The 25748-nt window shown below is 69.2% G+C and carries 23 protein-coding genes; 13 read left to right on the top strand and 10 right to left on the bottom strand.

All coding sequences use genetic code 11. The annotated features are described in order from the left end of the window. The first annotated feature begins 72 nt into the window (after window positions 1–72). Entirely contained in the window at window positions 73–2445 is a 2373-nt protein-coding gene (locus BRX43_RS09780; protein ID WP_241214882.1) for an EAL domain-containing protein, read from the top strand. A gap of 4 nt (window positions 2446–2449) precedes the next feature. On the opposite strand, the gene BRX43_RS09785 is transcribed toward BRX43_RS09780, so the two are convergent. Together BRX43_RS09785 and BRX43_RS09790 are read right to left on the bottom strand one after the other, a co-directional pair. Beyond that, complete coding sequence (locus BRX43_RS09785; protein WP_125994678.1) at window positions 2450–3229, bottom strand: sulfite exporter TauE/SafE family protein; 780 nt, start codon at window positions 3227–3229, stop codon at window positions 2450–2452. Window positions 3230–3302: 73 nt separating this feature from the next. Further along, on the bottom strand, window positions 3303–4511 hold the full coding sequence (locus BRX43_RS09790) for an LL-diaminopimelate aminotransferase (RefSeq protein ID WP_125994679.1): 1209 nt from the start codon (window positions 4509–4511) through the stop codon (window positions 3303–3305). A gap of 156 nt (window positions 4512–4667) precedes the next feature. On the opposite strand from BRX43_RS09790, the gene phaC reads away from it, so the two are divergent. From phaC to clpS, 3 genes are all read left to right on the top strand, one after another. After that, window positions 4668–6362, top strand: a complete 1695-nt coding sequence (gene phaC, locus BRX43_RS09795; RefSeq protein WP_125994680.1) for a class I poly(R)-hydroxyalkanoic acid synthase — start codon at window positions 4668–4670, stop codon at window positions 6360–6362. 92 nt (window positions 6363–6454) lie between these two features. After that, a complete protein-coding gene (gene phaP / locus BRX43_RS09800; RefSeq protein WP_241214883.1) occupies window positions 6455–7321 on the top strand; it encodes a phasin family protein in 867 nt (288 codons plus the stop codon). A 145-nt stretch (window positions 7322–7466) separates the two neighbouring features. After that, complete coding sequence (clpS, locus tag BRX43_RS09805) at window positions 7467–7799, top strand: ATP-dependent Clp protease adapter ClpS (RefSeq protein ID WP_125994753.1); 333 nt, start codon at window positions 7467–7469, stop codon at window positions 7797–7799. A 146-nt stretch (window positions 7800–7945) separates the two neighbouring features. On the opposite strand, the gene BRX43_RS09810 is transcribed toward clpS, so the two are convergent. Continuing rightward, window positions 7946–8668 carry a Crp/Fnr family transcriptional regulator gene (locus BRX43_RS09810; protein WP_346962858.1) on the bottom strand — a complete coding sequence of 241 codons (723 nt, stop codon included), beginning with the start codon at window positions 8666–8668 and terminating at the stop codon, window positions 7946–7948. Window positions 8669–8798: 130 nt separating this feature from the next. Between BRX43_RS09810 and murA the strand changes: the two genes are divergently transcribed. Next, entirely contained in the window at window positions 8799–10082 is a 1284-nt protein-coding gene (murA, locus tag BRX43_RS09815; RefSeq protein ID WP_125994682.1) for a UDP-N-acetylglucosamine 1-carboxyvinyltransferase, read from the top strand. A gap of 85 nt (window positions 10083–10167) precedes the next feature. Then, on the top strand, window positions 10168–10893 hold the full coding sequence (locus tag BRX43_RS09820) for a hypothetical protein (RefSeq protein WP_125994683.1): 726 nt from the start codon (window positions 10168–10170) through the stop codon (window positions 10891–10893). A 26-nt stretch (window positions 10894–10919) separates the two neighbouring features. Here the strand turns inward: BRX43_RS09820 and BRX43_RS09825 are convergent, their stop codons facing one another. Next, window positions 10920–11525 carry a J domain-containing protein gene (locus BRX43_RS09825; RefSeq protein WP_125994754.1) on the bottom strand — a complete coding sequence of 202 codons (606 nt, stop codon included), beginning with the start codon at window positions 11523–11525 and terminating at the stop codon, window positions 10920–10922. A gap of 46 nt (window positions 11526–11571) precedes the next feature. Here BRX43_RS09825 and BRX43_RS09830 point away from each other — a divergent pair, with 46 nt between their 5' ends. From BRX43_RS09830 to BRX43_RS09845, 4 genes are read left to right on the top strand one after another with little or no spacing between them, the layout of a single operon-like run. Next, entirely contained in the window at window positions 11572–11859 is a 288-nt protein-coding gene (locus tag BRX43_RS09830) for a BolA family protein (protein ID WP_125994684.1), read from the top strand. After that, complete coding sequence (locus BRX43_RS09835) at window positions 11860–12567, top strand: glutathione S-transferase (protein WP_125994685.1); 708 nt, start codon at window positions 11860–11862, stop codon at window positions 12565–12567. Between the two features lie 2 nt (window positions 12568–12569). Further along, window positions 12570–13040: an NUDIX domain-containing protein gene (locus tag BRX43_RS09840; RefSeq protein WP_125994686.1), complete on the top strand. Its 471-nt coding sequence runs from the start codon at window positions 12570–12572 to the stop codon at window positions 13038–13040. Continuing rightward, a complete protein-coding gene (locus BRX43_RS09845; protein WP_125994687.1) occupies window positions 13037–13927 on the top strand; it encodes an alpha/beta hydrolase in 891 nt (296 codons plus the stop codon). The genes BRX43_RS09840 and BRX43_RS09845 overlap by 4 nt, the downstream gene beginning before the upstream one ends. Window positions 13928–13939: 12 nt before the next feature. On the opposite strand, the gene BRX43_RS09850 is transcribed toward BRX43_RS09845, so the two are convergent. The 5 genes from BRX43_RS09850 to BRX43_RS09870 all read right to left on the bottom strand — a co-directional run bounded on the left by BRX43_RS09850 (window position 13940) and on the right by BRX43_RS09870 (window position 20518). Next, window positions 13940–15007, bottom strand: a complete 1068-nt coding sequence (locus BRX43_RS09850) for a GAF domain-containing protein (protein WP_125994688.1) — start codon at window positions 15005–15007, stop codon at window positions 13940–13942. A 45-nt stretch (window positions 15008–15052) separates the two neighbouring features. Continuing rightward, entirely contained in the window at window positions 15053–15976 is a 924-nt protein-coding gene (gene thyA, locus BRX43_RS09855; protein ID WP_125994689.1) for a thymidylate synthase, read from the bottom strand. 66 nt (window positions 15977–16042) lie between these two features. Continuing rightward, window positions 16043–16789, bottom strand: a complete 747-nt coding sequence (locus BRX43_RS09860; RefSeq protein WP_125994690.1) for a methyltransferase domain-containing protein — start codon at window positions 16787–16789, stop codon at window positions 16043–16045. Between the two features lie 2 nt (window positions 16790–16791). After that, on the bottom strand, window positions 16792–17919 hold the full coding sequence (gene prfB / locus BRX43_RS09865; protein ID WP_125994691.1) for a peptide chain release factor 2: 1128 nt from the start codon (window positions 17917–17919) through the stop codon (window positions 16792–16794). A 100-nt stretch (window positions 17920–18019) separates the two neighbouring features. Beyond that, on the bottom strand, window positions 18020–20518 hold the full coding sequence (locus BRX43_RS09870; RefSeq protein WP_125994692.1) for a transglycosylase domain-containing protein: 2499 nt from the start codon (window positions 20516–20518) through the stop codon (window positions 18020–18022). A gap of 182 nt (window positions 20519–20700) precedes the next feature. Between BRX43_RS09870 and BRX43_RS09875 the strand changes: the two genes are divergently transcribed. The 3 genes from BRX43_RS09875 to BRX43_RS09885 all read left to right on the top strand — a co-directional run bounded on the left by BRX43_RS09875 (window position 20701) and on the right by BRX43_RS09885 (window position 23779). Continuing rightward, the gene (locus BRX43_RS09875) at window positions 20701–21438 is read left to right on the top strand and encodes an NTP transferase domain-containing protein (protein WP_241214884.1); all 738 of its coding nucleotides are present in this window, start codon (window positions 20701–20703) and stop codon (window positions 21436–21438) included. Next, window positions 21435–22547, top strand: coding sequence for a hypothetical protein (locus BRX43_RS09880; protein ID WP_125994694.1), 1113 nt, complete (start codon window positions 21435–21437; stop codon window positions 22545–22547). Before BRX43_RS09875 ends, BRX43_RS09880 begins: the two co-directional genes overlap by 4 nt. A 143-nt stretch (window positions 22548–22690) precedes the next feature. Next, complete coding sequence (locus BRX43_RS09885) at window positions 22691–23779, top strand: CDP-alcohol phosphatidyltransferase family protein (protein WP_125994695.1); 1089 nt, start codon at window positions 22691–22693, stop codon at window positions 23777–23779. Here the strand turns inward: BRX43_RS09885 and asnB are convergent. Beyond that, window positions 23763–25718 (bottom strand): asparagine synthase (glutamine-hydrolyzing), encoded by a 1956-nt coding sequence (gene asnB, locus BRX43_RS09890; RefSeq protein ID WP_277600162.1) that lies wholly within the window; start codon window positions 25716–25718, stop codon window positions 23763–23765. The two genes, BRX43_RS09885 and asnB, sit on opposite strands and share 17 nt — an antisense overlap. Between the last annotated feature and the right edge of the window lie 30 nt (window positions 25719–25748).

Genomic DNA, 25748 nt, shown 5'->3' on the forward strand with positions numbered 1-25748 from the left:
CGTCGGCCGGGCCAGATTCCATCCTATGATAGGATCGGGGGGCGCCGAATGTCGCGAATCTTGTCTTGCCTGTTGGATGAGCACGCCTGGTATCTGGTCCTGGTCGCCATGGTGCTGTGCGGGGTCGCGAGCGCCGGCATGTACCTGTTGCGCCGGCGCGCCCGCGAATGTGGCACGCAGCGCCGTCGCGCCTGGCGGATCGCCGCCGCGACGGTCGGCGGGCTGGGTTTCTGGGCGACCCACTTCATCGCCATGCTGGGGCATCAGGGCACCGGGCAGATGCTCTATGCGCCCGGCCTGACGCTGTTCTCCGCCTGGGCGATGGTGTTCACCCTATGGGGCGCCTTCAGCCTGCGGGATCGGATGCCGGGCCATGGCGGGACGGTCACGATCGGCATCTTGTCCGGGCTGGGCGTGGCGGCGATGCACTTCATCGGCATGGCGGCGCTGCACACGGTGATGCCGGTCACCTATGATCTGGCGATCATCGTGCCGGTCATCCTGGGGTCGACGGGGCTGATGGTGGCGGGCTGCTGGGTGTTCGGCCGTCAGTCCGGCACGCAACAAATCTTGTGGCCGACCCAGCTGACCACCTTGGGCGTCGGGGTGCTGCATTTCGGCGCGATTGTCGGAACGCGCTTTCCGCAGCCGATGGACCATGTCCATATCCCTGGCGGTCATCCGTTGATGATCGGCGGTGTCGCGCTGGTCGGCTTCTTCGTCGTCGTCGGCGTGGTCGCCATTGCCTTTGTCGACCGGATGCTGACCGACCTGCGCGGCCTCGCCTCCGCCGCGCTGGAGGGCCTGGTGATCGTGCAGGACGACCGCATCATCGAGGCGAACGACATCTTCGCGGCGCTGGTCGGCCATCCGGTCGAAGAACTGCGCGGCACCTGGCCCGATCGCTGGTTGACCGCGCTCGACGGGCAAGCCCTGCGCCAGGATCGTCCCGCCCCGTTCGAGGCGGAGATCGCGGGCGGCGACCGGCTGTGCGAAGTCGCGGTGCGGATGGTGGAATATCGCGGACGCCGCAGCGAAGTGCTGGCGGTGCGCGACCTGACCGAAAGCCGCCGCGCGCGCGAGAAGATCGCCTATCTGGCCCGGCACGACGCGCTGACCGGCCTCGCCAACCGCGCCAGCCTGCGCGAGGCGCTGGTCGAGGCGGAGCGCCGGACGGCGGCGGGGGAACAGGTGGCGCTGCTCGCGATCGATCTCGACCGGTTCAAGGCGATCAACGACCTGTTCGGCCATGCCGCCGGCGACGAGGTGCTGTGCCAGGTGGCCGACATCCTCCGCGAGGCGGCCGCGCCCGGCGATGCCGTGGTCCGCATGGGCGGCGACGAATTCATGATCCTGCAATGGGACCAGCCCCAGCCGCGAGGCGCGCAGGCCCTGGCCGGCCGGATCATGGACAGCTTCGCCGAGCAGATGGACGTGGCGCGCAATCCGCTGGCGGTGCGGGCCAGCATCGGCGTCGCGCTGATGCCCGACGACGCCGTGCTCGGCGAGACGCTGTGCCACCATGCCGACCTGGCGCTCTACCGCGCCAAGGACGCGGGGCGCGGCACCTGCTGCTTCTTCGACGGGGACATGGACCGGGCGGTGCAGGCGCGCCGGCAACTGGAGCAGGATCTGCGCCACACGCTGCTGCGCGACCAGCTCTATCTGGTCTACCAGCCGCTGGTATGCAGCAACACGCAGCGCATCGTCGGCTATGAGGCGCTGGTGCGCTGGAAACACCCCGAGCGGGGCGAGATCCCGCCCAGCGACTTCATCCCGCTGGCCGAGGAAAGCGGCTTCATCATCCAGCTCGGCGAATGGGTGATCCGCGAGGCGTGCCGGGCGGCGAGCCACTGGCCCGATCACATCACCCTGGCGGTGAACGTGTCGGCGGTGCAGTTCCAGGTCGACACGCTACCGGGCATCGTCCGGGCGGCGCTGGTCGAGAGCGGCTTTGATCCGCGCCGGCTGGAGATCGAGATCACCGAAAGCGTGCTGATGCGTGACCGCGACGCGGCGCTGGCGACGCTGCACCGGTTGAAGCAGGACGGCGTGCGGATCGCGATGGACGATTTCGGCACAGGCTATTCGTCGCTCAGCAACCTCCAGGCCTTCCCGTTCGACAAGCTCAAGATCGACCGCAGCTTCGTCTCGACGCTCGACAGCGACGATGCCGCCCGCTCGATCATCCGCGCGATCGTCGGGCTGGGGCGCGGCCTCAACCTGCCCGTGGTGGCGGAAGGAGTGGAGACCGAGACACAGCGCCGCATGGTCGCGGAGGAAGGCTGCGCCCAGGCGCAGGGCTATCTGTTCGGCCGCCCCAGCCGCGACCTGGCGGAGGGCATGGGTCGGGCGGCGGCACCCATGCCCTCCGCCGCGCTCCCCTCGGCCGCCGCTATCGTCGCTCCTCCTGCCGTCGACGCCGCCGTCCGCCGCGTCGCCTGACCGGTCAGACGAGCAGGCGGATGCCCACCACCGTCAGGGTGACCGCCAACACCGGAGCCAGCACCCGGTCCGAGACGCGGCTGGCGATCAGGCTGGCCAGGATGATGCCGGGGATCGACCCGAGCAGCAGCGCGCCGAGCAGGCCGAAATCGACCTCGCCCATCGACCAATGGCCGATCCCGGCGATCAACGTCAGCGGCACGGCATGGGCGATGTCCGATCCGACCAGCCGCGACACCGGGCTGCGCGGATAGAGGACCAGCAGCGCGGTCATGCCCAGCGCCCCCGCGCCGACCGAAGTCAGCGACACCAGCACCCCCAGCACCGCGCCCAGCGCCACCGTCCAGCCGGCGATCCGCGAGCCGTCGATGCCGGAGAAACTCGCCGACAGCGCCTGGACGATCCGCTCGCGGAACAGCGTGGCGATGCCGGTCAGGACCAGCGCCGCGCCCAGCACGATCGAGATCAGCCCGCCGACATTCTGCGCGCGATCCTTGGCGATGGCGAGCGCGGCGAGCGTCAGCAGCGTCGCGGGGATGCTGCCCAGCGCCAGCCGGCGGACGATCCGCCAGTCGACCGTGCCGCGCCAGCCATGGACGGCGGTGCCCGCCGTCTTGGTGGCGGCGGCATAGAGCAGGTCGGTGCCGACCGCCGTGGCGGGGTGGAAGCCGAACAGGATGACCAGCAGCGGCGTCATCAGCGAGCCGCCGCCGACGCCGGTCAGGCCGACCAGCAGCCCGACGAACAGTCCCGCGACGGAGTAGAGCGGATCGAAATGGCTCATCGCCGGCTCCGATCCACGCTTCGACCCGTTCGCAGGACTTGCCCGCGCGCCATCCCCGGCGCGACGATGCCGCTCAACCGGCCCGCGAGGCGGGCGTGTTGACGCCCATGGATTGCAGGTATTTCTTCACGTTGCGCGCCGCCTGGCGCAACCGTTGTTCGTTCTCGACCATCGCGATCCGCACGAAGCCCTCTCCATTCTCGCCGTAGCCGACCCCTGGCGCGACCGCGACCTTGGCGCACGTCAGCAATTGTTTGGAGAACTCAAGGCTGCCTAGGTGGCGGAGCGCCGGCGGCAGCGGCGCCCAGGCGAACATCGACGCGCGCGGCAACGGGATGTCCCATCCGGCGCGGCCGAAGCTCTCGACCAGCACGTCGCGCCGCTTGTGATAGAGCTGGCGGTTCTTCTCGACGATGTCCTGCGGACCGTTGAGCGCGGCGCAGGCCGCCGCCTGGATCGGGGTGAAGGCGCCGTAATCCAGATAGGATTTCACCCGCGTCATCGCCGCGATCAGCTTGCGGTTGCCGACGCCGAAGCCCATCCGCCAGCCGGCCATGGAATAGGTCTTGCTGAGCGAGGTGAACTCGATCGCGACGTCCTTCGCCCCCTTCACCTGCAGGATCGAGGGCGTCGGACAGCCGTCATAATAGAGCTCGGAATAGGCGAGGTCGGAGATCACCCATAATTCGTGCTTCTTGGCGAAGGCGACGACGCGTTCGTAAAAGGCCAGGTCGACCACCTCGGCGGTGGGGTTGGACGGATAGCCCATCACCAGCACGCTGGGGCGCGGCACGGTGAAGGCCATGGCCCGCTCCAGGCTCTCGAAATAGGCCTCGTCCGGCGTGGTCGGCACGGCGCGGATCGTCGCGCCGGCGATGATGAAGCCGAAGGTATGGATCGGATAGCTGGGATTGGGCGCCAGGATCACGTCGCCGGGCGCGGTGATCGCGGTCGCCAGGCTGGCCAGCCCCTCCTTGGACCCCATGGTGACGACGACCTCGGTTTCCGGATCGATATCGACGCCGAAGCGGCGGCCGTAATAATTGGCCTGGGCCCGGCGCAGGCCGGGAATCCCCTTGGACTGGGAATAGCCGTGCGCGCTCGGCTTGCGCGCGACCTCGACCAGCTTGTCGATGACATGGTCGGGCGGCGGCAGGTCGGGATTGCCCATGCCCAGGTCGATGATGTCCTCGCCGCCCGCCCGCGCCGCGGCCCGCATCCCGTTGACTTCGGCGATGACATAGGGGGGCAGGCGCTTGATGCGGTAGAACTCGTCGGACATGATATCCCAACCTTCGTATTGCGGGTCGGCATATCCTAGGGCCTCGGGACGGTGTCGTAACCCGCTTTATTCACGGGCCCCGCGAAACAATTATGTATCCTGCTTCCGCACGGCAGGCGGGAGGGATAGAAGGGGCGGACGACGATAGAGGATGCCATGGCCGACCCAACCCGCGCCGCCGACCCCGCCGCCCCGGCCGATCCCGCGTCGAACGACGCCGCCGCGCCGACGATGCCATGGCCGGTGGTGCCCGGCCTCAACGATCCCGAAACGCTGACCCGCGCCTGCACCCTGTGGATGGACACGCTGTCGCTGTGGCAGCGCGCGCTCGATCCCCGGCGAGGCGCACCGGCCGCCGAGGAAGCCCCCGACCGTGCCCGCGACAAGCGGTTTCGCGATGCCGTGTGGCGCGAGCATCCCGTCTTCGACTGGATCCGGCGCAGCTATCTCGACTTTTCCGACCGGCTGATCGCCGGCATCGACACGATGGAGGGGCTGTCCCCGCGCGAGCAGGAACGGTTGCGCTTCGCCACGCGCAACTTCGTGCAGGCGATCAGCCCGACCAACTTCCCGCTCACCAACCCCAAGGTGCTGGAGGAGACGGTGAAGACCGGCGGCGAGAATCTGGTGCGCGGCATGGAGCGGCTGATGGCCGACCTGGACCGGGGCCAGATCACGCATACCGAGGCGGGGCGGTTCGAGGTCGGCCGCGACATCGCCACCACGCCGGGCCAGGTGGTGCACCGCACCCCGCTCTACGAGCTGATCCAGTACAGCCCGACGACGGAACGCGTGATGACCACGCCGCTGGTCATCTTCCCGCCCTGGATCAACCGCTTCTACATCCTCGACCTGTCGCCGGAGAAGAGCTTCATCCGCTGGGCGGTGGAGCAGGGCATCACCGTCTTCGTCGTGTCGTGGAAGTCGGCCGACGCGACGATGAAGGATGTGGTGTGGGACGATTATGTCGCCGCGCAGTTGGATGCGATCGACACGATCCGCACCGGGCTGGACGTGCCGTCGGTCCACGCGATCGGCTATTGCGTGGCGGGCACCACGCTGGCGGCGACCTTGTCGGTCCTGGCGGCCAAGGACCGGGCCGACCGGGTGGCGAGCGCCACCTTCTTCACCGCGCAGGTCGATTTCAGCAAGGCGGGCGAGCTGCTCCACTTCGTCGATGACGACCAGCTGGCGATGCTGGAGCGGCTGTCGGCGGACGGCTATCTCGACGGGCGGTACATGGCCGCGACCTTCAACCTGTTGCGCGCCAACGACCTGATCTGGAACTACGTCACCAACAATTATCTGCTCGGGCAGGATTATGCCGCGTTCGACCTGCTCCACTGGAACGGCGACACCACCAACCTGCCGGGCAAGTGGCATCAATCCTATCTGCGCGACCTGTACCGCGACAATCTGCTGGTCCAGCCGGGAGCCCTGTCGGTCGGGGGCACGCCGATCGACCTGACGCGGGTGGCGACCCCGGCCTATGTCCAGGCGGGACGCGAGGATCATATCGCCCCGGCGGAAAGCGTCTGGGAGGTGACCCGGCATTTTCGCGGGCCGCTGCGCTTCGTGCTGGCGGGGTCGGGCCATATCGCCGGCGTCGTCAACCCGCCTTCCTCGGGCAAATATCAATATTGGATCAACCCCAAGGCGAATGAGGCGACCAGCCTGGCCGAGTTCGTCGAAGGGGCGGAGGAGACGCGCGGCAGCTGGTGGCCGGACTGGCTGGAATGGCTGCGCGCGCGGGATGGCGGCACCGTGCCCGCCACGGGCGCGCGCCTGCCCGGCGAGGGGTCGCTGGCGGCGATCGAACCAGCGCCGGGCAGCTATGTAAGGGCCAGATAAGCCAAATCATTTTTTGTTGTGCGGTGCACAAAATAGCGTTGACTTATGGCCGATGTGATACCATTTGTGCGCTGCAACAACGGAGGCGCAGGATGGCGACCGGTGGACGCAGGACAGGACGACGGAAGGTACCGGAGGCGGCGGTGCCGCCGATCGAGTCGCATGACCCGAAACTGGTGATCCCCGATCCCGTCGCGGCGATTCCGCCCGCTCTGGCGGCGCCCGCCAAGACCCGTCGCATCGCGCGGCCCCGCCCGGTGGCGGAGGCGTCGACGCTGGCCGAGGTCGCGATGCTCCAGGCGGAGCCGGCCACGCCCGAGTCGACCGCATCCGATCCGATCGAGGTGCAGCCGATCGCGGCAGCGGCCCCGGTCGAGCCGGAGCCCAGGTCGGACGCGACGCCCGAACCGATCGCCAAGCCCGCCCCGGAACCGGTGGCGGCTAGCGAGCCGGCCACGATTGAACAGACGCCAATCATCGAAACCCCGGCCACCCAGGCCGTCATCCCAGCGAAGGACAGCATCATGGACGTGACCAACGACACCACCCAGAAGGCCCAGGCGATGTTCTCGGACCTGACCGCCCGCAGCCAGGGCGCGGTCGAGAAGAGCCAGAAGATGTTCGGTGAGATCGCCGAGTTCAACAAGGGCAATGTCGAGGCGTTCGTCGAATCGTCGCGCATCGCCGCGCGCGGTTTCGAGACGATGGGCCAGGACGCCGTCGCCTATGCCAAGTCCTCGTTCGAGGGCATGACCCAGGCGTTGAAGACGCTGTCGACCGTCAAGTCGCCGACCGAGTTCATGAAGCTCCAGGCCGATTATGCCCGTTCGGCGTTCGACGCGATGGTCGCCCAGACCTCGAAGTCGACCGAGACGACGCTGAAGCTGGCCGGCGAGGTCGCGCAGCCGATCTCGAACCGCGTCGCGGTCGCGTCGGAGAAGATGAAGATTTCGGCCTGATCCGATCCCGCCCGCCGACCTGCCGGCGGTGCTAAAAGGAAAAGGGCGGTCGCGGTGGACGCGATCGCCCTTTTCCTGTGCAACGGCACTTGCCGATCACCCGGCAAGTGCCATATTTCGAGCCGACATGCGAAGCGATATCCTCATGGCCGAACGCCGCGACAATGATGCGGGCGGCGACGATTCCGGGGTCGGCGTCGCCACCAAGACGCGCAGCAAGACCAAGCAGCCGACGCCCTATCGCGTGCTGATGCTGAACGACGACTATACGCCGATGGAGTTTGTCGTTCTCTGCCTGCAACGCTTCTTCCGCATGGACATGGAGCAGGCGACGCGCGTCATGCTCCACGTCCACCAGCGCGGGGTCGGGGTCTGCGGCATCTTCTCCTATGAAGTGGCGGAGACCAAGGTTGGGCAGGTGATCGACTTCGCCCGCCAGAACCAGCATCCGCTGCAATGCACGCTGGAAAAGGCCTGATCGCCAGCCTCTCCTGAGGGAGGCATTGCGGAGCGGCACTGGCCGCCTGCCCCGCGACCCTGCTCGGCGAATGCAGGGGCTGACCTTCGCGCCCCCTGTTTCGCAATCTTCACGAGCGGCCTCGCCTTCTCCCTCGATAGAGCGGCTCAGGCGGCGGGCGGCATCCAGCCGAGATCGATCCGCGCTTGCCGATCGACATATTTGGCGGTGCGCATCAGCCTCTGGTCGTTCACCACGGTGATGCGGCCATTGTCGCGCGCGATCAGATTCTCCTCCTCCAGCTGGCGGAGCATCCTGTTGACATGGACGGCGGTGAGGCCGGTGGCGTCGCCGATTTCCTCCTGCGTCACGCCGAGCGCGAAGCTGCCGTCGCGAGTGGACGAACGGGCGCGGAGTTCGAGCAGCAGCGCCGCGACCCGCGCCTTGGCGGAGGTCCGCCCCACCGCCGCCAGCCGATCGGTCAGCCCGACGCGCGAGATCTGGTCGAACGCCATCAGCGCCATGCCGATGCGCGGATGCTTCGCCACCAGTTCCGACACATGACCGCGCTCGAACGGGCAGACGACGGACTCGGTCAGCGCCATGATGGTCTCCTGCGATTTGGCGAAGGCGAGGCCGGTCAGACCCATGAGATCACCGGGAAAATGGAAGCGCAGAATTTGCCGGCTGCCATCGTCGAGGATCATGTAGCTCATCATCAATCCGCGCCTCAGCACGAACATTTCGGTCAGTCGCTCATTCTCCCGCATCACCATGCCATTGCGGCGGACCGGGCGTTCGCGGTCTTCCAGACGGGCAATTGCGGCATGTTCCTCCGCTGACAGGGGGATGAGGGTAGCAATACGATCTGCAAAGCAATGATCCGACACATTTTCCCCGATGCACGACTGCGGACGAACAGTGTGGCGGCAGCGGTCCCACCGCGCATTAAATTCGATCATATGAAGGACTTACGGACACTCTCTTGCGTCCGGCGCGGGGCACGATAGGGGGGGAGGGATGGATCGCATTCTTATTCGTGGCGGCCGCCGCCTGACCGGACGCCTGCCCATTTCGGGGGCCAAGAACGCGGCGTTGACGCTGATGCCCTGCGCGTTGCTCACCGACGAGCCGCTGACTCTGCGCAACCTGCCGCGCCTGGCGGACGTGGACGGCTTCGGCCATCTGCTCAACCAGCTCGGTGCGTCGACCGCGATCGAGGGGACGCGGCCCGAGGATTTCGGCCGGGTGATGACGATCCGCGCCGGCAAGCTGACCTCGACCGAGGCGCCCTATGACATTGTGCGCAAGATGCGCGCGTCGATCCTGGTGCTCGGCCCCGTGCTGGCGCGTGCGGGCGAGGCGCGGGTGTCGCTGCCCGGCGGCTGCGCGATCGGCAATCGCCCGATCGACCTGCACCTCAAGGCGCTGGAGGCGATCGGCGCGGAGCTGGAAATGGCGGCCGGCTATGTCAAGGCGACCGCACCCGGCGGGCGGCTGACCGGCGGCCGCTACCGCTTCCCCGTGGTCTCGGTCGGCGCGACCGAGAATGTGGTAATGGCCGCGGTGCTGGCGCGCGGCTCCAGCGTGATCGAGAATGCGGCGCGCGAGCCTGAGATCGTCGACCTGTGCCGCTGCCTGACGGCGATGGGCGCACGGATCGAGGGGATCGGCACCGATCGTCTGGAGATCGAGGGCGTCGACCGGCTGCACGGCGCGACCTATGCGGTGATGCCCGACCGGATCGAGGCGGGCAGCTATGCCTGCGCGGCGGCGATCACCGGCGGCGACCTGGAACTGGTCAATGTCGATGCCGAGGATATGGGCGCGACCCTGTCGGCGCTACGCGACGCGGGCGTGACGGTGGAGACGGGCAAGGACGTGATCCGCGTCGCCGCGTCGGACCGGCTGGGGCCGATCAACCTGTCGACCGCGCCCTTCCCGGGCTTCGCCACCGACATGCAGGCGCAGTTCATGGCGATGCTCTGCCTGGCCGACGGGGCCAGCGTGCTGACCGAGACGATCTTCGAGAATCGCTACATGCATGTGCCCGAGCTGGCGCGCATGGGGGCGGACATCCTGGTCCAGGGCCGCACCGCCGTGGTGCGCGGCGTGCCCAAGCTGACCGGCGCCCAGGTGATGGCGACCGACCTGCGCGCCTCGATGAGCCTGATCCTCGCCGGCCTGGCGGCGGAGGGCGAGACCCAGGTCAGCCGCGTCTATCATCTCGATCGCGGCTATGAGCGGCTGGAGGAGAAGCTGTCGGCGGTCGGCGCGGATATCGAGCGCGTCGGCGACGGCTGACTCCGGGTCGAATCCCGGCGATTTTGTTGCACGCTGGCGGGTCTTTATCATCTGGTCAGATGCGTCCGGCGGGTTAGGATGCGGCATGGGGGACGCGACCATGGCGCAGGATGACAGGCCGGTGATGACCGGCGCGACGCGGATCGAGCGGCGCGAGCGGAGCTGGACGATCCATGCCGGATCGCTGCGCTTTGGCCTGTCGACGGTCGACTATCGCGCGGCGATGATCGCGCCGCCGACCTATGCCTATGCGCCCGACCGCGCGCCGCGCCCGCGCCGGATCACCCGGATGGCGGGCGCGATGCTGGCGACGATCGGCGCGGGGACGATCGTCGGCATCGCCGTCCAGGCGGGGGACGTGTCGGCGCGCGCACCCTATGTGGTCAGCGTGCCCTTGCCGCCGCCGGCCGTGGTGGAGCAGGACGATGCCGAGCCGGTGATGCCGATCGCCCGATCCCGACCCAAGGCGCGGATCGCCGCTCGGACCATTGAAGCCCCCGCCCCGTCGCCGACGCCGCGCCCGGTGGCTCTGCCCATGCCCACCGCCATGACGCGGGCCGAGCCGGTGGCGGCGGAGGAGGGCGCGCCGCTCTCCAGCATGGCGCAGGCGATCGCGGCGGCCGGCAGGAGCGGCCAGTTGCAGCAATGGTCCGATGCCCAGGGCCTGGATCACGGCTTCGTCGTCGCCGGCCCCAGCGAGGGCGGCTGCCGCAGCCTGTCAGTGCTGATCCGCCGGCCGGGCAGCGACGACCGGGTCGAACAGCGCCAGGCCTGCCGCGACGGTGCGACAGCGGTCGCTCCGCCGTCCTGACCGCGCCCGGCTGAGAAAGGCCCCCCTCAGGCGAAGGCCGGTGCCTGGCGCAACTGCTGATAGGCACCGATCACCTTCTGCAGCAGGATCTCCTGGCTGCGATCGCCCCCGTTGCGGTCCGGATGATAGCGGCGCACCAGTTCCGAATAGCGTTTGCGCAGCGCCCCGCGATCGGCATCGGCGGGCAGGCCCAGCACCTTCAGGCTGGCGCGATCCTCGCCCGACAGGGGCTTGCCGTCGCTGCGTTCGGGCGCGGGTTCGCGGCGGAAGCGCGCGGCGATCGCGTCGAGCGGATCGGTGAAATCGGCCCAGCGTGGCCCCTGCCCCGCACCGGCGCGTGCAAAGCTGCGCGACTCCGCCTCCCAGCCGGCCATCGGCCGCTGCGCCTGATGGATCTCGTCCGCGGTCATGCCGTCGAAGAAATTGTACCCGGCGTTGAAGGCGCGGACATGCTCCAGGCACATCCAGCGAAAGGCACGCGGGCCGTTGCCGTCAGACGGCCCCTCCAGCGGCGGCGCGCGGAACTCGCCCGGCTCGGTACAGCCCGGCGCGACGCAGATTCGTCCGTTCGCCTCGACCCGGCCATGAAACCGCGCGCCCGGCCGCTCCTTCCTTTCCGTCGATCCCGCCACGTCGTCGTCACTTCGTCCTTGCGTCAAAGGGGGCTATATAGGCGCGATGACCATCACCGCCACCGCCCCGCTCGACCGGATCATCGCCGACCGGCTCCAGGCCGCCCTGTCCCCCACCCGCCTGTCCGTCTCGAACGACAGCGCGCAGCATCGCGGCCATATGGGGGACGACGGGACGGGGGAAACGCATTTCAGCGTCGATGTCGAAAGCGCGGCCTTCACCGGCCTGTCCCGCGTCGCGCGCCAGCGACTGGTGAACCAAGCGCTCGCCGATCTGTTGGCGTCGCGGATACACGCGCTGGCGATCCGCGCCCGCGCGCCCGGAGAAAGCTGAATGCCCTACGACCTGTGGTACTGGCCCGGCATTCAGGGGCGGGGCGAGTTCGTGCGCCTGGCGCTGGAAGCGGGCGGGATCGCCTATCGCGACCGGGCCCGCGAGGACGGCGTCGAGGCGCTGCTCGCCGACATGGCCGCCCGTTCGGGTCGCACGCCCTTCGCCCCGCCCTATCTGGCGAGCGAGGGGCTGGTGATCGCCCAGGTCGCCAACATCCTGATGTTCCTGGGCGAGCGCCACGATCTCGCCCCCTCCGCCATGGCCGACCGGCTATGGATGAACCAGGTGCAGCTGACCATCGCCGATCTCGTCGCGGAGGTCCACGACGTGCACCATCCGGTCGGCACCGGCGCCTATTACGAGGACCAGACGGCCGAGGCGGCGCGCGCCGCCGCGCAGTTCCGCGACGAACGCCTTCCGAAGTTCCTGACCTATTTCTGCCAGGTGATCGCCTGCAACGACGGCGACTGGACAATCGATCACCGCTGGACCTATGTCGACACCTCGCTGTTCCAGCTGGTGCAGGGCCTGCGCTACATGTTCCCTCGGCGCATGGCGACGCTGGAGCCGGACTATCCCGATCTGGTCCGACTGCATGACCAGGTCGCGCGGCTGCCCGGCATCAAGGCCTATCTGGCGAGCGGGCGACGCCAGCCGTTCAACCAGGACGGCATCTTCCGCCACTATCCCGAACTGGACGGCGACTGACCGTGGCGGTCCGCGCCCAGCGTCCCGCCGCCCGCATCCTGCTGGTCGACCGGTCGGGCGGCACGCCGGGCGGCCATGTCCTGCTGTTCCGCTTCACGCCCGACGACCGGCCGCCCTTCTGGGTGACGCCGGGCGGCGCGGTCGATCCGGGCGAACGCTTCGAACAGGCGGCGCGGCGCGAATTGCGCGAGGAAGTCGGGCTGGACCGGGACTGCGGCGCGCAGGTCGCCGCCCGGCTGGTCGAGTTCGTCACCATCGAGGGCGTCGCGGTGGAGGCGGACGAACGCTATTTCCGCATCGACCTGGACGGCTGCACCGTCGACCCTTCCGGCCATACTGATCTGGAGCGGCGCGTGATGCAGTCCTGGCGCTGGTTCACCCGCGCCGAGATCGCCGTCTGGCCCGAGCCGATCTATCCGCTCGACCTGCTCGCCATGCTGGAAGAAACCGACGCCCCGGAGACCGTGTCATGACCGACCTCACCCGCATCGCCTTGTCGACCGGCGTCGAGCTGGACGTGCAGCTGGCCGGGCCGCGCGATGCGCCGCCGGTGGTCCTGCTCCACGGCTTTCCCGAATCGCACCGCACCTGGCGCGATATCGTGCCCGATCTGGCCCGCGATCACTTCGTCGTCGCCCCTGACCAGCGCGGCTATGCCCGCTCGTCCAAGCCGGAGGGCGTCGAGGCCTATGCGCCCGACCGGATCGTCGGCGACCTGATCGCGCTGGCCGATGCACTCGGCATCGATCGGTTCACGCTGGTCGGCCATGACTGGGGCGGCGCGGTCGCCTGGATGGCGGCGCTGCGCCATCCGGATCGGGTCGCGCGACTGGCGATCGTCAACGCGCCGCATCCCTTCGTCTTCCAGCGGTCGCTGTTCGACGATCCGGCGCAGCGGGCCGCCAGCCAATATATCACCCGCTTCCGCGACACGGCGCTGGACCGGCATATCCTGGGCAAGGGGCTGGAATGGTTTTTCAGCACCAGCTTCGCCCAGCATGTGACCAACGCGATCGCCGGGGCGGACAAGGCGGCCTATCTGGACGAATGGGGCCAGCCCGGCGCACTGACCGCGATGCTCAACTGGTATCGCGCCTCGCCGATCATCGTGCCCGCGCCGGATGCGACGCCGGAACGCCCCGCCTTTCTCGACGCGCCCTTCCCGCCGGTGACGCAGCCGGTGCTGGTCGTCTGGGGCGTCCAGGACAAGGCGCTGCTGCCGATCCAGGTCGAGCAGCTGCCGCCCTTCGTCCCCGACCTGACCGTGCGCACAGTCGAGGCCGGCCATTTCGTCCCCTGGCAGGCCTCGGACGCGGTGATCGCCGCTTTTCGCGCCTGGGAGGGGCCGGGGGCGGCCTGACCGGGCCGCCGCTCAGTCGACGGGGGTCGCCTGGCGGAGCGGTTCGCCCCGGCTCGCCAGCAGGGCCTGCGACCGGGCCAGTTCCACCGCGATCCAGCCGCGCCGGGCGACCGTCTCGACCAGCGCGATCTCGTCGGCGCGGAGCGTGCGGGCCCGGCGCCAATGGACATAGAGCAGGGCCGTCAGCCGGCCGTCGCGCAGGATCGGCACATTGATCATCGCGCGGATGCCGATCGCGCGGTGCGCGTCGCGATAGGTATCGCTCAACGTCAGGTCCCCGCGTACGTCGCATCGATGCACGGTCTGTCCCGCCAACAACGCGGCATAGCCATCGGCGGGAAAGTCGCGATAGACCAGGCGTCCGGTCCCGCGCACGTTGTCGCAGATATATTGCCGCGCCGAACATGCACTACCATCGCCGCGATCCTCGGCGAAACCGACCCGGTTCGCGCCCAGAAATTCGCCGAGCATCCGGTTCACCGTATCGAGCATCGCCGCTTCATCGGTGCCGTGATGCAGCGCCTGGTCCAGCGCGGCCAGGAACTGCCGATTGGCGGCGGCGCGACGCTGCGCCGTCTGCTCCAGATGCCGGTCCGTCACGTCGACATAGGTGACCAGCACGCCGCCCACCTTGCCGGGTGCGGCGGCATCCGCGACCGGTGCGTGATGCACGTCCCACCAGGCGTCCTCATCCTGCCCGAAGCGGCAGACCGACAGGCGGACGTCGCGCTGCTGGACCGACCGGCCCTCGCCCATGGCGGCATCGATCTGCGGCGCGACCTGCCCCCACAGCATGTGATAATCCGCGCGGCCGCTTCCCCCGAGCAGCCAGGGATGCAGCGTCGGGCCCAGCAACTCGCGATAGGCATCGTTGTAGAACTGGACCAGCGCCTCCCCCCACCACAGGAACATCGGCTGGGGCGAGGCGAGCATCTGCGCGACCGCCTGCTGCAAGGCCGGCGACCAGTCCGCCCGCGCCCCGACCGGCGTGGCCGACCAGTCGAGCCGGCAGATCAGCCCATCCATTTCGCTCCGCGCACGCCGGCGACCGGGTGCGTGACTGGGATCGATATCGTCCATGGACCGAGCGTATACCGTCTGCCCCGCGCTCCGAAAGAGCCGGCGTCAGACCGCGACGGGGGCAGCGATCGCCGGATGGGGGTCGTAATCCTCGACGGCGAAATCCTCGATCGCATAGTCGAAGATCGATGCGGGCCGACGATGGATGCGCAGCCGTGGGCTCCCACGCGGCGGGCGGGCGAGCTGTTCCTCGACCAGATGCGCATGGTTCAGATAGACATGCGCGTCGCCCGCGCTCCACACCAGCTCGCCCGCCGCCAGATCGCATTGCTGCGCCAGCATCCGGATCAGCAGCGCGGCGGAAAAGGCGTTGAAGGCGAAGCCCAGCCCCAGGTCGCACGACCGCTGCCACAACATGCCCGACAGCCGCCCGCCCGCCACATGGAACTGATAGGTCATGTGGCAGGGCGGCAGCGCCATGCCGCCGAGCTGCGCGACGTTCCAGCCGGTGAACAGCAGCCGGCGCGAGGTCGGATCCTGGCGGATCATGCGGACCAGCTCGGCGATCTGGTTGATGCCGGGACCGCGCCGGTACAGGCCGTCGCCGACCGGCTCATATTGGTCCCAATCGACCCATTGCTTGCCATAGACCGGGCCGAGATCGCCCCAGGCGGTGGCAAAAGCGTCATCGGCCAGGATTCGCGCCTCGAACGCGTCGCGGTCGATCGCCTCGCCCGTCTCGCGGCGATAGCGGGCGAGCGGCCAGTCGGTCCAGATATGCACCTTCTGCGCGACCAGCGCGCGGATATTGGTATCGCCGGTCAGGAACCACAGCATCTCGCGCGCCGCGGTCTTCCACGCCACCCGCTTGGTGGTGAGCAGCGGCACCCGGTCGTCCGACAGGTCGAAGCGCAGGGTCGGCCCGAACAGCGATCGGGTGCCGACGCCGGTACGGTCCCGCCGCTCGTCGCCCGTCTCCCAGACGCGGCGGAGCAGGTCGAGATACTGGTCTTCGTAATGGCTGGTCATGGCGGGGCTATTAGGTGGCGGGCGGCACCTTTACCACTCTTCCGCTGCACGGGAGAAGTTCGAAAATCAGGGCCTGTGCCCCTGCCCGCCCTCCGCACCCGCCGGGGCCATGCGGCATGGTCGGATGTCCGCCGGCTCGGGGCGCGGCCCCATCGGGCGGAAGGTGGCGAGATAGCCGCCCGCGCTCGCCATCGGCTCCAGCGACACGCGCTGGAACCCCACCGCCGCGAACTCGCAGGTCAGCAGGGCCGGCGGCGTGCCATGGTTGCGCGTGGTGCGATCGGCATCGACCACCACCACCAGCCCGTCCGGCTTCAGCGACGGCCGCAAATGCCACAGGAACTCATAGGGCTGGGCGATCTCATGGTACATATGCACCATCATCACCCGGTCGAAGCTTCGGTCCGGCAGGCGCGGATCATTGGCCGTGCCGAGCCGCACGCTGACATTCTCCAACCGCTCGCGCGAGACGCGTTCGGCCAGCGCATCGCGGATCGGCTCGAAGATATCCTCCGCCAGCACGCGGCCCCGCTCGCCGACGCGCGCGGCCAGGCGGATGGTGTAATAGCCCTCGCCCGCGCCGATATCGGCGACGGTCATGCCCGGGCGGATATCCGCCTTGTCCATCACCTGCTCCGCCTCGCGCAGGCGATCGCGCGCCTCCTCGTTCGACCAGCGCGACGACACGATCGCCGCGACCGGGCGATCCGCCGCCGGGAACGGCCCCGGCTGCTTCGGCTCGTGCTTCAGCAGCGGCTGCGAACCGTCGCAGGCCGTCAGCAGCAGGAGCGCGGGCAGCAGGGCGCAGGCCATCCTCAATCCACATCCTCCACGGCGACCTTCTCGCCGGTCACGCGCTGCGACAGCGCCGCCGCCATGAACGGGTCGAGATCGCCGTCCAGCACGTCGCCGGGCGCGGTCGAGGTCACGCCGGTCCGCAGGTCCTTCACCAGCTGATAGGGCTGGAGGACATAGGAGCGGATCTGGTGGCCCCAACCGATATCGGTCTTGGTCGCGTTCTCCGCATTGGCGGCCTGTTCGCGGATGGACAGTTCGCGCTCGTACAGGCGGGCGCGCAACTGGTTGTACGCCTCGGCCTTGTTCTTGTGCTGCGAACGCTGGTTCTGGCACTGCACGACGATGCCGGTCGGGATGTGCGTGATGCGCACCGCCGAATCGGTCGTGTTGATGTGCTGGCCGCCCGCGCCCGAGGCGCGATAGGTGTCGATGCGCAGGTCGCTCTCGTTATAGTCGACTTCGATATTGTCGTCGACGACCGGATAGACCCAGACGCTGGCGAACGACGTGTGCCGCCGCGCCGCCGAGTCGTACGGGCTGATCCGCACCAGCCGGTGCACGCCCGATTCGGTCTTGGCATAGCCATAGGCGTTCTCGCCCTTGAGCAGCAGCGTCGCCGATTTCAGCCCCGCCTGCTCGCCGGAATGGCTATCGACCAGCTCGACCTTCAGCCCGTGCCGCTCGGCCCAGCGCGTATACATGCGGCTGAGCATCCCGGCCCAGTCCTGGCTCTCGGTGCCGCCGGCCCCGGCATTCACCTCGATATAGGTGTCGTTGGCATCGGCCTCGCCGGCCAGCAGCGCCTTCACCTTGTCCTGCTGCGCGCGGGCGGCGAGTTCGGCCAGGCTCTGCGTGCCCTCGGACGCCAGTTCCTCGTCGCCCTCCGCCTCGGCCAGCTCGATCAGTTCGACCGTGCCGTCCAGTTCCGATTCGATCGCGCGCGTCGCGGTCACCGCCTCGTCCAGCCGGCGACGCTCGCGCATCACCTCCTGCGCGGCCTTGGGATCGTTCCACAGCGCCTGGTCCTCGACCCGCGCGTTGAGTTCGTCGAGCCGGCGCAGCGCCTGGTCCCAGTTGAGGAACCGGCGGAGCAGCGCCAGCGCGTCGCGAATGCTGTCGACATGAGCCTGCGCTTCGGCGCGCATATTCTTCTCCAATCAGGACCGACATGCCCGGCGATCCGGGCAGCCTTGTGGCGGGACTGGTCGGGCCCGCCGGAAACCATCAGCTATATAAGCATGGCGGCTAGTAGATTCCGCCTTCCCTTTGCAAGAAATCGCTGTCGCGCGGACTGGGGGCCGCGGTCGGCGCGGCGGTGGCGGCCGGCGCGGCGGCGTCGCCCCGGCGGCGGGCGCGGCGCGGTTCGCTCTCCGGCTTGAACGCCTCCCAGATCACGGCGGCGCGCGGATCGTCGGGGTCGGGCCAGGTGCCGAACACCGGGCGGCCGCTCTTCCGGTCGATCCGCACCATGCGGATGCCCGGCGGCGCGCGGAACGGCAGCTTCTCCAGCCCGTCATAGGCCTTGGCCGCGAATTCCTTGAACACCGGCGCGGCGAAGGTGCCACCCTCCACCCCGCCCAGGTTCCGGGGATGGTCGTAGCCGATATAGAGGCCGCCGATGAATTGCGGCGTCCCGCCGACGAACCAGACGTCGGTCGGACCGGTGGTGGTGCCGGTCTTGCCCATCATCGGCCGGTCGAGATCGCGCAGCACGGTGGCGGTGCCGCGCTGGACCACGCCCTCGGTGATATGGACCATCTGATAGGCGGTCATCGCGTCGATCACCTGCTTCTGCCGCAGCGCCGGGCGCGGCATCGGCCCGCCATTCCAGTCGGGCGCGTTGCACCCTTCGCACGGCCGCCAGTTTTCGGGCAGCACGACCTTGCCGTGGCGATCCTGGACGAAGTCGATCAGCGTCGGCTCGTGCCCGCGCCCCTGGTTGGCGAGCGTCGCATAGGCGTTGACCATGCGCAGCACCGTCGTCTCCCCCGCGCCGAGCGCGATCGACAGATAGGGGGGATAGTCGCCTACCCCCATCCGCTTCAGCGTGTCGACCAGCTTGGGCATGCCGGTGGTGGCGGCCATGCGCACCGTCATCAGGTTGCGCGACTGCTCGATGCCCCAGCGCATCGTCTTGGGCCCCGCCGAGCGCATATTGGCGAAGTTGCGGAAGCATTTCTGGCCCAGCCGCGCGCCCTGGTCGACGCAGAACGGCCCGTCGACGATGATCGACGCGGGCGTCATGCCGTTCTCCAGCGCCGCCGAATAGACCAGCGGCTTGATGGTCGAGCCCGGCTGCCGCATCGCCTGCACCGCGCGGTTGAACGCCTGGAGCCGTGCGTCGAACCCGCCCTGCATCGCCAGCACCCGGCCGGTCGCCGGTTCCTCGACCACGAAGCCGCCCGATACCCGCGGCACCGAGCGCAGCGCGAAATCGCTGCCCGAGGGGGCGACCGCGATGATGTCGCCGGGCTTGAGCGTCCCGAAGGCCGGCGTCGCCGTGCCCCGCTTGGGCGTCTGCGCGGCCCAGCGCGGCAACAGGCCGGTCGCGCCGTTGGCGAAGCCCAGCCGCCACGCATCGCCCTCGCGCGCCACCACGATTCCGGCGCGCCAGTCCTGATAGTCGAGCGCGATGTTGGTGTTGAGCAACGGCTGCTGCCAATTGTCGCCGTCCAGATCGACATGGCGCAGCGGCCCCGACCAGCCGCGCCCGCTCTCATACCGGATCAGCCCGTCGCGCAGCGCCTGCGCCGCCAGGTCCTGGAGCCGGGTGTCGAGCGAGGTGCGCACCCACAGGCCGCCTTCATAGACGCTGTTCGGGCTGGCCTTGGCCGTCTCGCCGAAGCGATTGACCAGCTCGCGCCGCACCTCCTCGACGAAATAGCCACCGACCGCCTCGAACTTGGGCGTGCGCCGCCGCACCGTGCCGAGCGGCGCGGCATTGGCTTGCGTGAACTGCGCCTGGGTGATGAAGCCGTTGCGCACCATCTCGCGCAGCACATAGTTGCGCCGCGCCAGCGCCCGGTCGGGATGGCGGATCGGGTCGTAATTGGACGGCCCCTTGGGCAGGATCGCCAGATAGGCGAGCTGCGGCAGGTCGAGCTCGTTCAGATCCTTGTCGAAATAGGCATGGGACGCCGCCTCGACGCCGAACGCGTTACGGCCGAGCGGAATCTGGTTGAGATAGAGTTCGAGGATCTGCTCCTTCGACAGCGTATCCTCGATCTTGTACGCCAGGATCGCCTCGCGCAGCTTGCGCGTCGGCGAATATTCGTTGCCGATCAGCAGGTTCTTGGCGACCTGCTGGGTGATGGTGGAGCCGCCCTTGGCGCGACGACCGGTGCCGAACTTCGACACATAGTCCACCACCGCGCCCGCCAGGCCGGGATAGTCGACGCCGTGATGCTCGAAGAAGGTCCGGTCCTCCGCCGCCAGGAACGCCTTGACCAGCAGCGGCGGATATTCGGCATAGGCCAGCTGCACGCGTCGTTCGCGCGCATAGGACTGGATCGGCGCGCCATCGATGCCCCGCACATTGGTCGGCAAGGGCGGTTCATAGGCGCGGAGCTGGTCGACCGAGGGCAGCGCGCGGATCACCAGCAGCCACAGCAGGGCCCAGCCGATCGCGGCGAGCAAGGCGAGCAGGGCCAGCGCCTTCACCCACCACCGCCCCCAGGCGCGCGCCAGCCGCTCGCGCGGGCGAGGGGGCGGGGTTTGCGGTGCGGGGGGAGAAGCGGACGCCATGATGGGAACCGCCGTCTAACGCAAAAGCGCCGCGCGCGAAATCTCCGAATGTCCGGGGCCTTCCCCGCCCCGCCTCGCGCCCCGACGATGCAACCATGCGCGCGGGCAATCGCTTGGGAACGGCCGCCGTATTGCGACCATCTTCGCGGATTAGCGACCAAGTCCATGAGCCTGAAAGGAATATGCCGAAGGATGCGGCGATGAAGGCGATCCTGCTCGCGGCCGGCCAGGGGTCGCGACTGCTGCCGCTGACGCTGGAGCGGCCGAAATGCCTGGTGCCGGTCGGCGGCCGGGCGATCCTCGACCATCAGCTCGACGCCTGCGCCGCCGCCGGGGTCGAGCAAGCCGTCGTGATCGGCGGCTATCGCATCGCCCAGATCGCTGCGCATCTCGCCGCCCGCCCGGCCGGTGCATTGCCGGTGCGCCTGGTCTTCAACCCCTTCTGGGCGGTGGCGAGCAGCATCGGCAGCGTCTGGGCGGGGCGCGACCTGCTGGAGGAGGCGTTCCTGCTGATGAACGGCGATACGCTGTTCGATCCCGATGCGTTGCGCTTCGCCGTGGCGATGGCGGGTCCCGGCGTGTCGCTGCTCGTCGATCCGCTGGACGGGCCGGCGGAGGCGGACGACATGCTGGTGGCGGCACAGGGCAACCGCGTCACCGCCGTCGCCAAGACGCTGGACCCTACCCGCGCCACGCATCGATCGCTCGGTGTCGTGGTCGCGCGCCGGGGGTCGGGCTATGCCGCAGCGCTCGACACGGTGATCGGCGCGGATGACGGCATCCACGCCTTCCACCATGCGATCATCGACCGGCTGGCCGGCGCGGACGGCGTGACCGCGCTGTCCCTGCCCCCCGGCCTCGCCTGGCAGGAGGTCGACCGGCCGCAGGACATCGCCCGCTGGCCGGGCGTCCGCGCATGACTCGACCGGTCGCCTTCCTGTTCCTGGGTGAGACGCTGCTGATCCCGCATCTCTGGCCGATCGCGGAGGCCCTGGCGAACGAGGGCGTGCCCGTCGATGCCTGGGTCGCGACCTCGGTGCATGAGGCGTTGCTGACGAGATGGAGCGCCGGCTTGCCGGTCCGCATCCGCCGGGCGCCCGGATTTCGCCGGGTCGACGGCCCGGCCGGCCGCAATCCGCCGCTGCCCTCCAAGATCCCGGTGCTGCTCCGGCTGCTGCCCCGCCTGCTCTCGGCGCGGGCAGTGGTCTGCGCCGAACAGACCAGCCTGTGGCTGCCCCGCCTGTTCCCCTGGCTGCGCCTGCCCTTCGTCAAGACCTCGCACGGGGTCGGATCGATGAGCGCGCGCGACGATCCCCGCCGCCGCGCCGCCGCGCTGACCCTGGTGCCGAGCGAGCGGGAGCGCGCCACCTATCTGGCGCGCGGCTTCGCCCCGGAACGGATCGTCGCCACCGGTTACGTCAAGGCGGGGTTCCGCCAGCGCAGCGTCACCCGCCCGCCCTTCGCCGCCGACGACCGCCCGACCATCCTCTACGCCCCGCACTGGCAGCGGCACCGCTCCTCCTGGTGGAGCTGGGGCGAGGCGGTGGTGCGCCGGATCGTCGCGGACGGTCGCTGGAACCTGATCTTCGCACCGCACCAGCGGCTGCTGGAGGGCGCGCCCGACATCCGCATGCTGATGGCGGAGCTGGACCGTCACCCCCATGTCCATTGCGATGCGGACGGCTTCGCGATGGTCGACGGCAGCTACACCGCCGCCGCCGACCTGTATCTGGGCGACACGTCGAGCCAAGTCATCGAGTTCCTGATCCGCCCGCGCCCCTGCGTCTTCCTGAACCCCGCCAACATCGCCTGGGCCGACGACCCGGCCTATGCCCAATGGGCGTGCGGGCCGGTGGTCGATCGCCTCGACGACCTGCTCCCGACCCTCGCCGCCGCCCCGGCCGGCCATGGCGCCTATGCGGCGATCCAGGCCCGCTTCGCCGCCGAGTCGCTGGGCGATGCCAGCGGCGACGCCCCGGCGCGGGCGGCGGCGGCGATCCGCGCCTTCCTGGCCGGGTCCGGTCGGTAGGCGATTCCGGGGTCATGCGACGGCGCGGAGCCGCAGGCAACGCGGAGACGTCCGGCCCGACCACCGTCAAAGCGCCGCAAAACACGGACGATCCGGCCCCGAACCCGGTTCGACAATCGCGCGCGATGGGGTAACGGGCCTGCATGACCGTTTCCCTACAACCGATCGGCGACAACACGACTCGCCTATGGGGCATGACCAATGCGGAGCGGGTGCGCCGCATCGGCGTGTCGCAGGGCTTCGCGCCCGAGGGCGAGACAGTGGTGCTGGCCCATCTCGACTATGCCTTCGATCCCGTCTGGACCCGCCATCTGAAGGACAAGCCCGGCACCGTCGTCACCCGCGACGGCCGGCCCGTGCTGGCGCATGTCGGCCGAATCGAGATGGAGGAGGCCGCCGCGCTGATGCTGGCCGGCGCGCCGCTGCCCGGCCTGGTGGTGATCGAGGCGGAGGACGAGGCCGGCATCTTCAACGAGGCGCTGCGCAAGCGCGAGCGACCGTTCGTCGAGCCGCTGGTGATGACCACCGTCCCCGCGATCGAGCGGCTGAGCTACAAGGGCGCCTATAAGGGCGTCACCGACCTGCTGACCAAATATCTCTGGCCGGAATGGGCGTTCCGCCTGACGCAGCTGGCGGCGCGCTGGGGCCTGTCGCCCAACAACGTCACCGCGATCGGCACCGTGCTGTGCGTCGTCGCGACGATCGCCTTCTGGCAGGGCTGGTTCTGGACCGGGCTGCTCACCGGCCTGGTCTTCATGGTGCTGGACACGGTGGACGGCAAGCTGGCGCGCTGCACCATCACCTCCTCCCGGCTGGGCGACATCTGGGACCATGGCATCGACCTGGTCCATCCGCCGATCTGGTGGTGGGCCTGGGCCAGCGGCTGCGCCGTCTATGGCCGGCCGCTCAGCGACCAGACCTTCTGGATCGTGATCGGCACGATGCTGTTCGGCTATGTCGCGCAGCGCCTGATCGAGGGGGCGTTCATCGTCCGCTTCGGGATGCACATCCATGTCTGGCGGCCGTTCGACAGCGATTTCCGGCTGGTCACGGCGCGGCGCAACCCGAACATGGTGATCCTGTTCGCCAGCCTGGTCGCCGGCCGGCCCGACTGGGGGATCGTCGCGGTCGCCGGCTGGACCGCCATCTCGCTCGTCGTCCACCTCGTCCGGCTGTTCCAGGCGATGGCGGTCAAGCGGCGCGGCGCGCCGGTGATCAGCTGGCTGGCCTAGCCGGCCCCCGCGCCTTCCACAGGCAATAGACCGCCAGCGCGTAGAGGAAGCGGCTATGGTCCCGCTTCCCCGCGCGGTGGTCGGCGAACAGCCGGTCCACGGCGGCGCGCCGCCAGATCCCCTCGTCGCGCGCGCCGCTCTCCTGCCACAGCATTTCGGCATAGCGGCCGAAATCGCCCGCGAACCAGGCGGACAGCGGCATCTGGAAGCCCTGTTTGCGGCGATCCAGAATGCCTTCGGGCAGCCAGGGGGCGATCGCCTGGCGCACCACCTTCTTGCCGGTGGCGCCGTCCAGCTTCATCGACGCGGGCATCGCCAGCGCCAGATCGACCATCTTCTGCCCCAGCATCGGCACGCGCACCTCCAGCGAATGCGCCATGCTGGCCCGGTCGACCTTGGTCAGCATCGCGCCCGGCAGGTTGAGCGCCAGGTCGCACAGCGCGAACTGCTCCAGCGTATCGGCCGACAGCGCCGCCGAATCGGGGAAATATTCCGCCCGCAGCCGCGCGATCTCGCCGCGCGGATCGCCGTCCATCGCCAGGAAATCGGGCACGAACACCTGCGCGCGCAGCGCCGGGGAAGTGATCTGGAGCTTGGCGAAGAAGCGTGACACGCCACAGGGCAGGCCGGCGCTGGCGGCCGTCCTGGTCCAGCGCTGGACCGTCTCGTTGGCGCGCCGCCACGGCAGGGTCGGCACCGCGCCGATCGCGCGCGCGGCGTGACGCAAGGGAGCCGGCAAGGCCCCCACCCGCCGCTCGGTGGCGTGGCGCTTGTAACCGAAGAACAGCTCGTCGCCGCCATCGCCCGACAGCGCCACCTTGACCTGTTCGGCGGCCACCCGGCTGACATACCAGGTCGGCACCATCGACGGGTCGGCGAACGGCTCGGCATAGCTGGCCGCCACGGTCGGCAGCAGGTCCTGCGCCGCGACCAGATCGAGCATCCGCGTGGTGTGGACGGTGCCGAGCGCCGCCGCGATGGCCTCGGCATGACGGCTTTCGTCATAGCGCGGATCGGGGAAGCCGATGGTGAAGCTGCGCACCGGCCGGTCGGTCACCCGCGTCATCGCCGCGACCACCGCCGAGGAGTCGATCCCCCCCGACAGGAAAGCCCCGACCTCGACATCCGCGACCATCTGCTCGGCCACCGTATCCAGCCAGCTCTGGCGGAACCGCTCCACCCATTCCTCCGGCGGCAGCGGCGGCGCGGGGGCATAGCGCGGCGTCCAATAGGGCGTCAGCTCCGGCGCCGCGCCGGCCGTCAGGGTGAGGATATGCCCCGGTGGCAATGTCCGCGCCTCCGCATGGATCGTGCGTGGCGTGCGGACATGGCCGAAGCGGAAATAGTCGAGCTGCGCGCGCGGATCGGTCGTCCAGCGGAAACCGGGCAGGAGCGTCAGCGCCTGGAGTTCGGAGGCGAAGGCGAAGCCCGCCGGCTGGTCGCTATAATAGAGCGGCTTGATGCCGACGGGATCGCGCGCCAGCACCAGCCGCCTGGCCTGCCGGTCCCAGATCGCGACCGCGAACATCCCGTCCAGCCGGCCGAACACCGCCGCGCCCCAGCGTTCATAGCCGGCGAGGATCACCTCGGCATCGCCGCTGCTGCGAAAGACGCGTCCCGCCGCCGCCAGTTCGGCGCGAAGCGCGGCGAAATTATAGATCTCGCCATTGAACATCAGCACGAAACGCTCGTCCGGCGAACGGAACGGCTGGTGCCCGCCGGCGATGTCGAGGATCGACAGCCGCCGCATCCCGAAGGCGAAGCTCGGCTCGCCATACAGCCCCTCATCATCCGGGCCGCGATGGACGATCGAATCGCACTGCCGACGCACCGCCGCGACCGGGTCGCCTCCATTTCGCGCCAACAGGCCGACGATGCCGCAGATAAGCCTGACTCCCGCAAAGAGCGTCGCATTATCGGGACGCCGGCGGCCTGTCACGCCGGGCGCGGGACTTGCCCGTGGTTTCTC

This window comes from Sphingomonas sp. S-NIH.Pt15_0812 (genome assembly GCF_003951315.1).
Taxonomy (GTDB): Bacteria; Pseudomonadota; Alphaproteobacteria; order Sphingomonadales; family Sphingomonadaceae; genus Sphingomonas.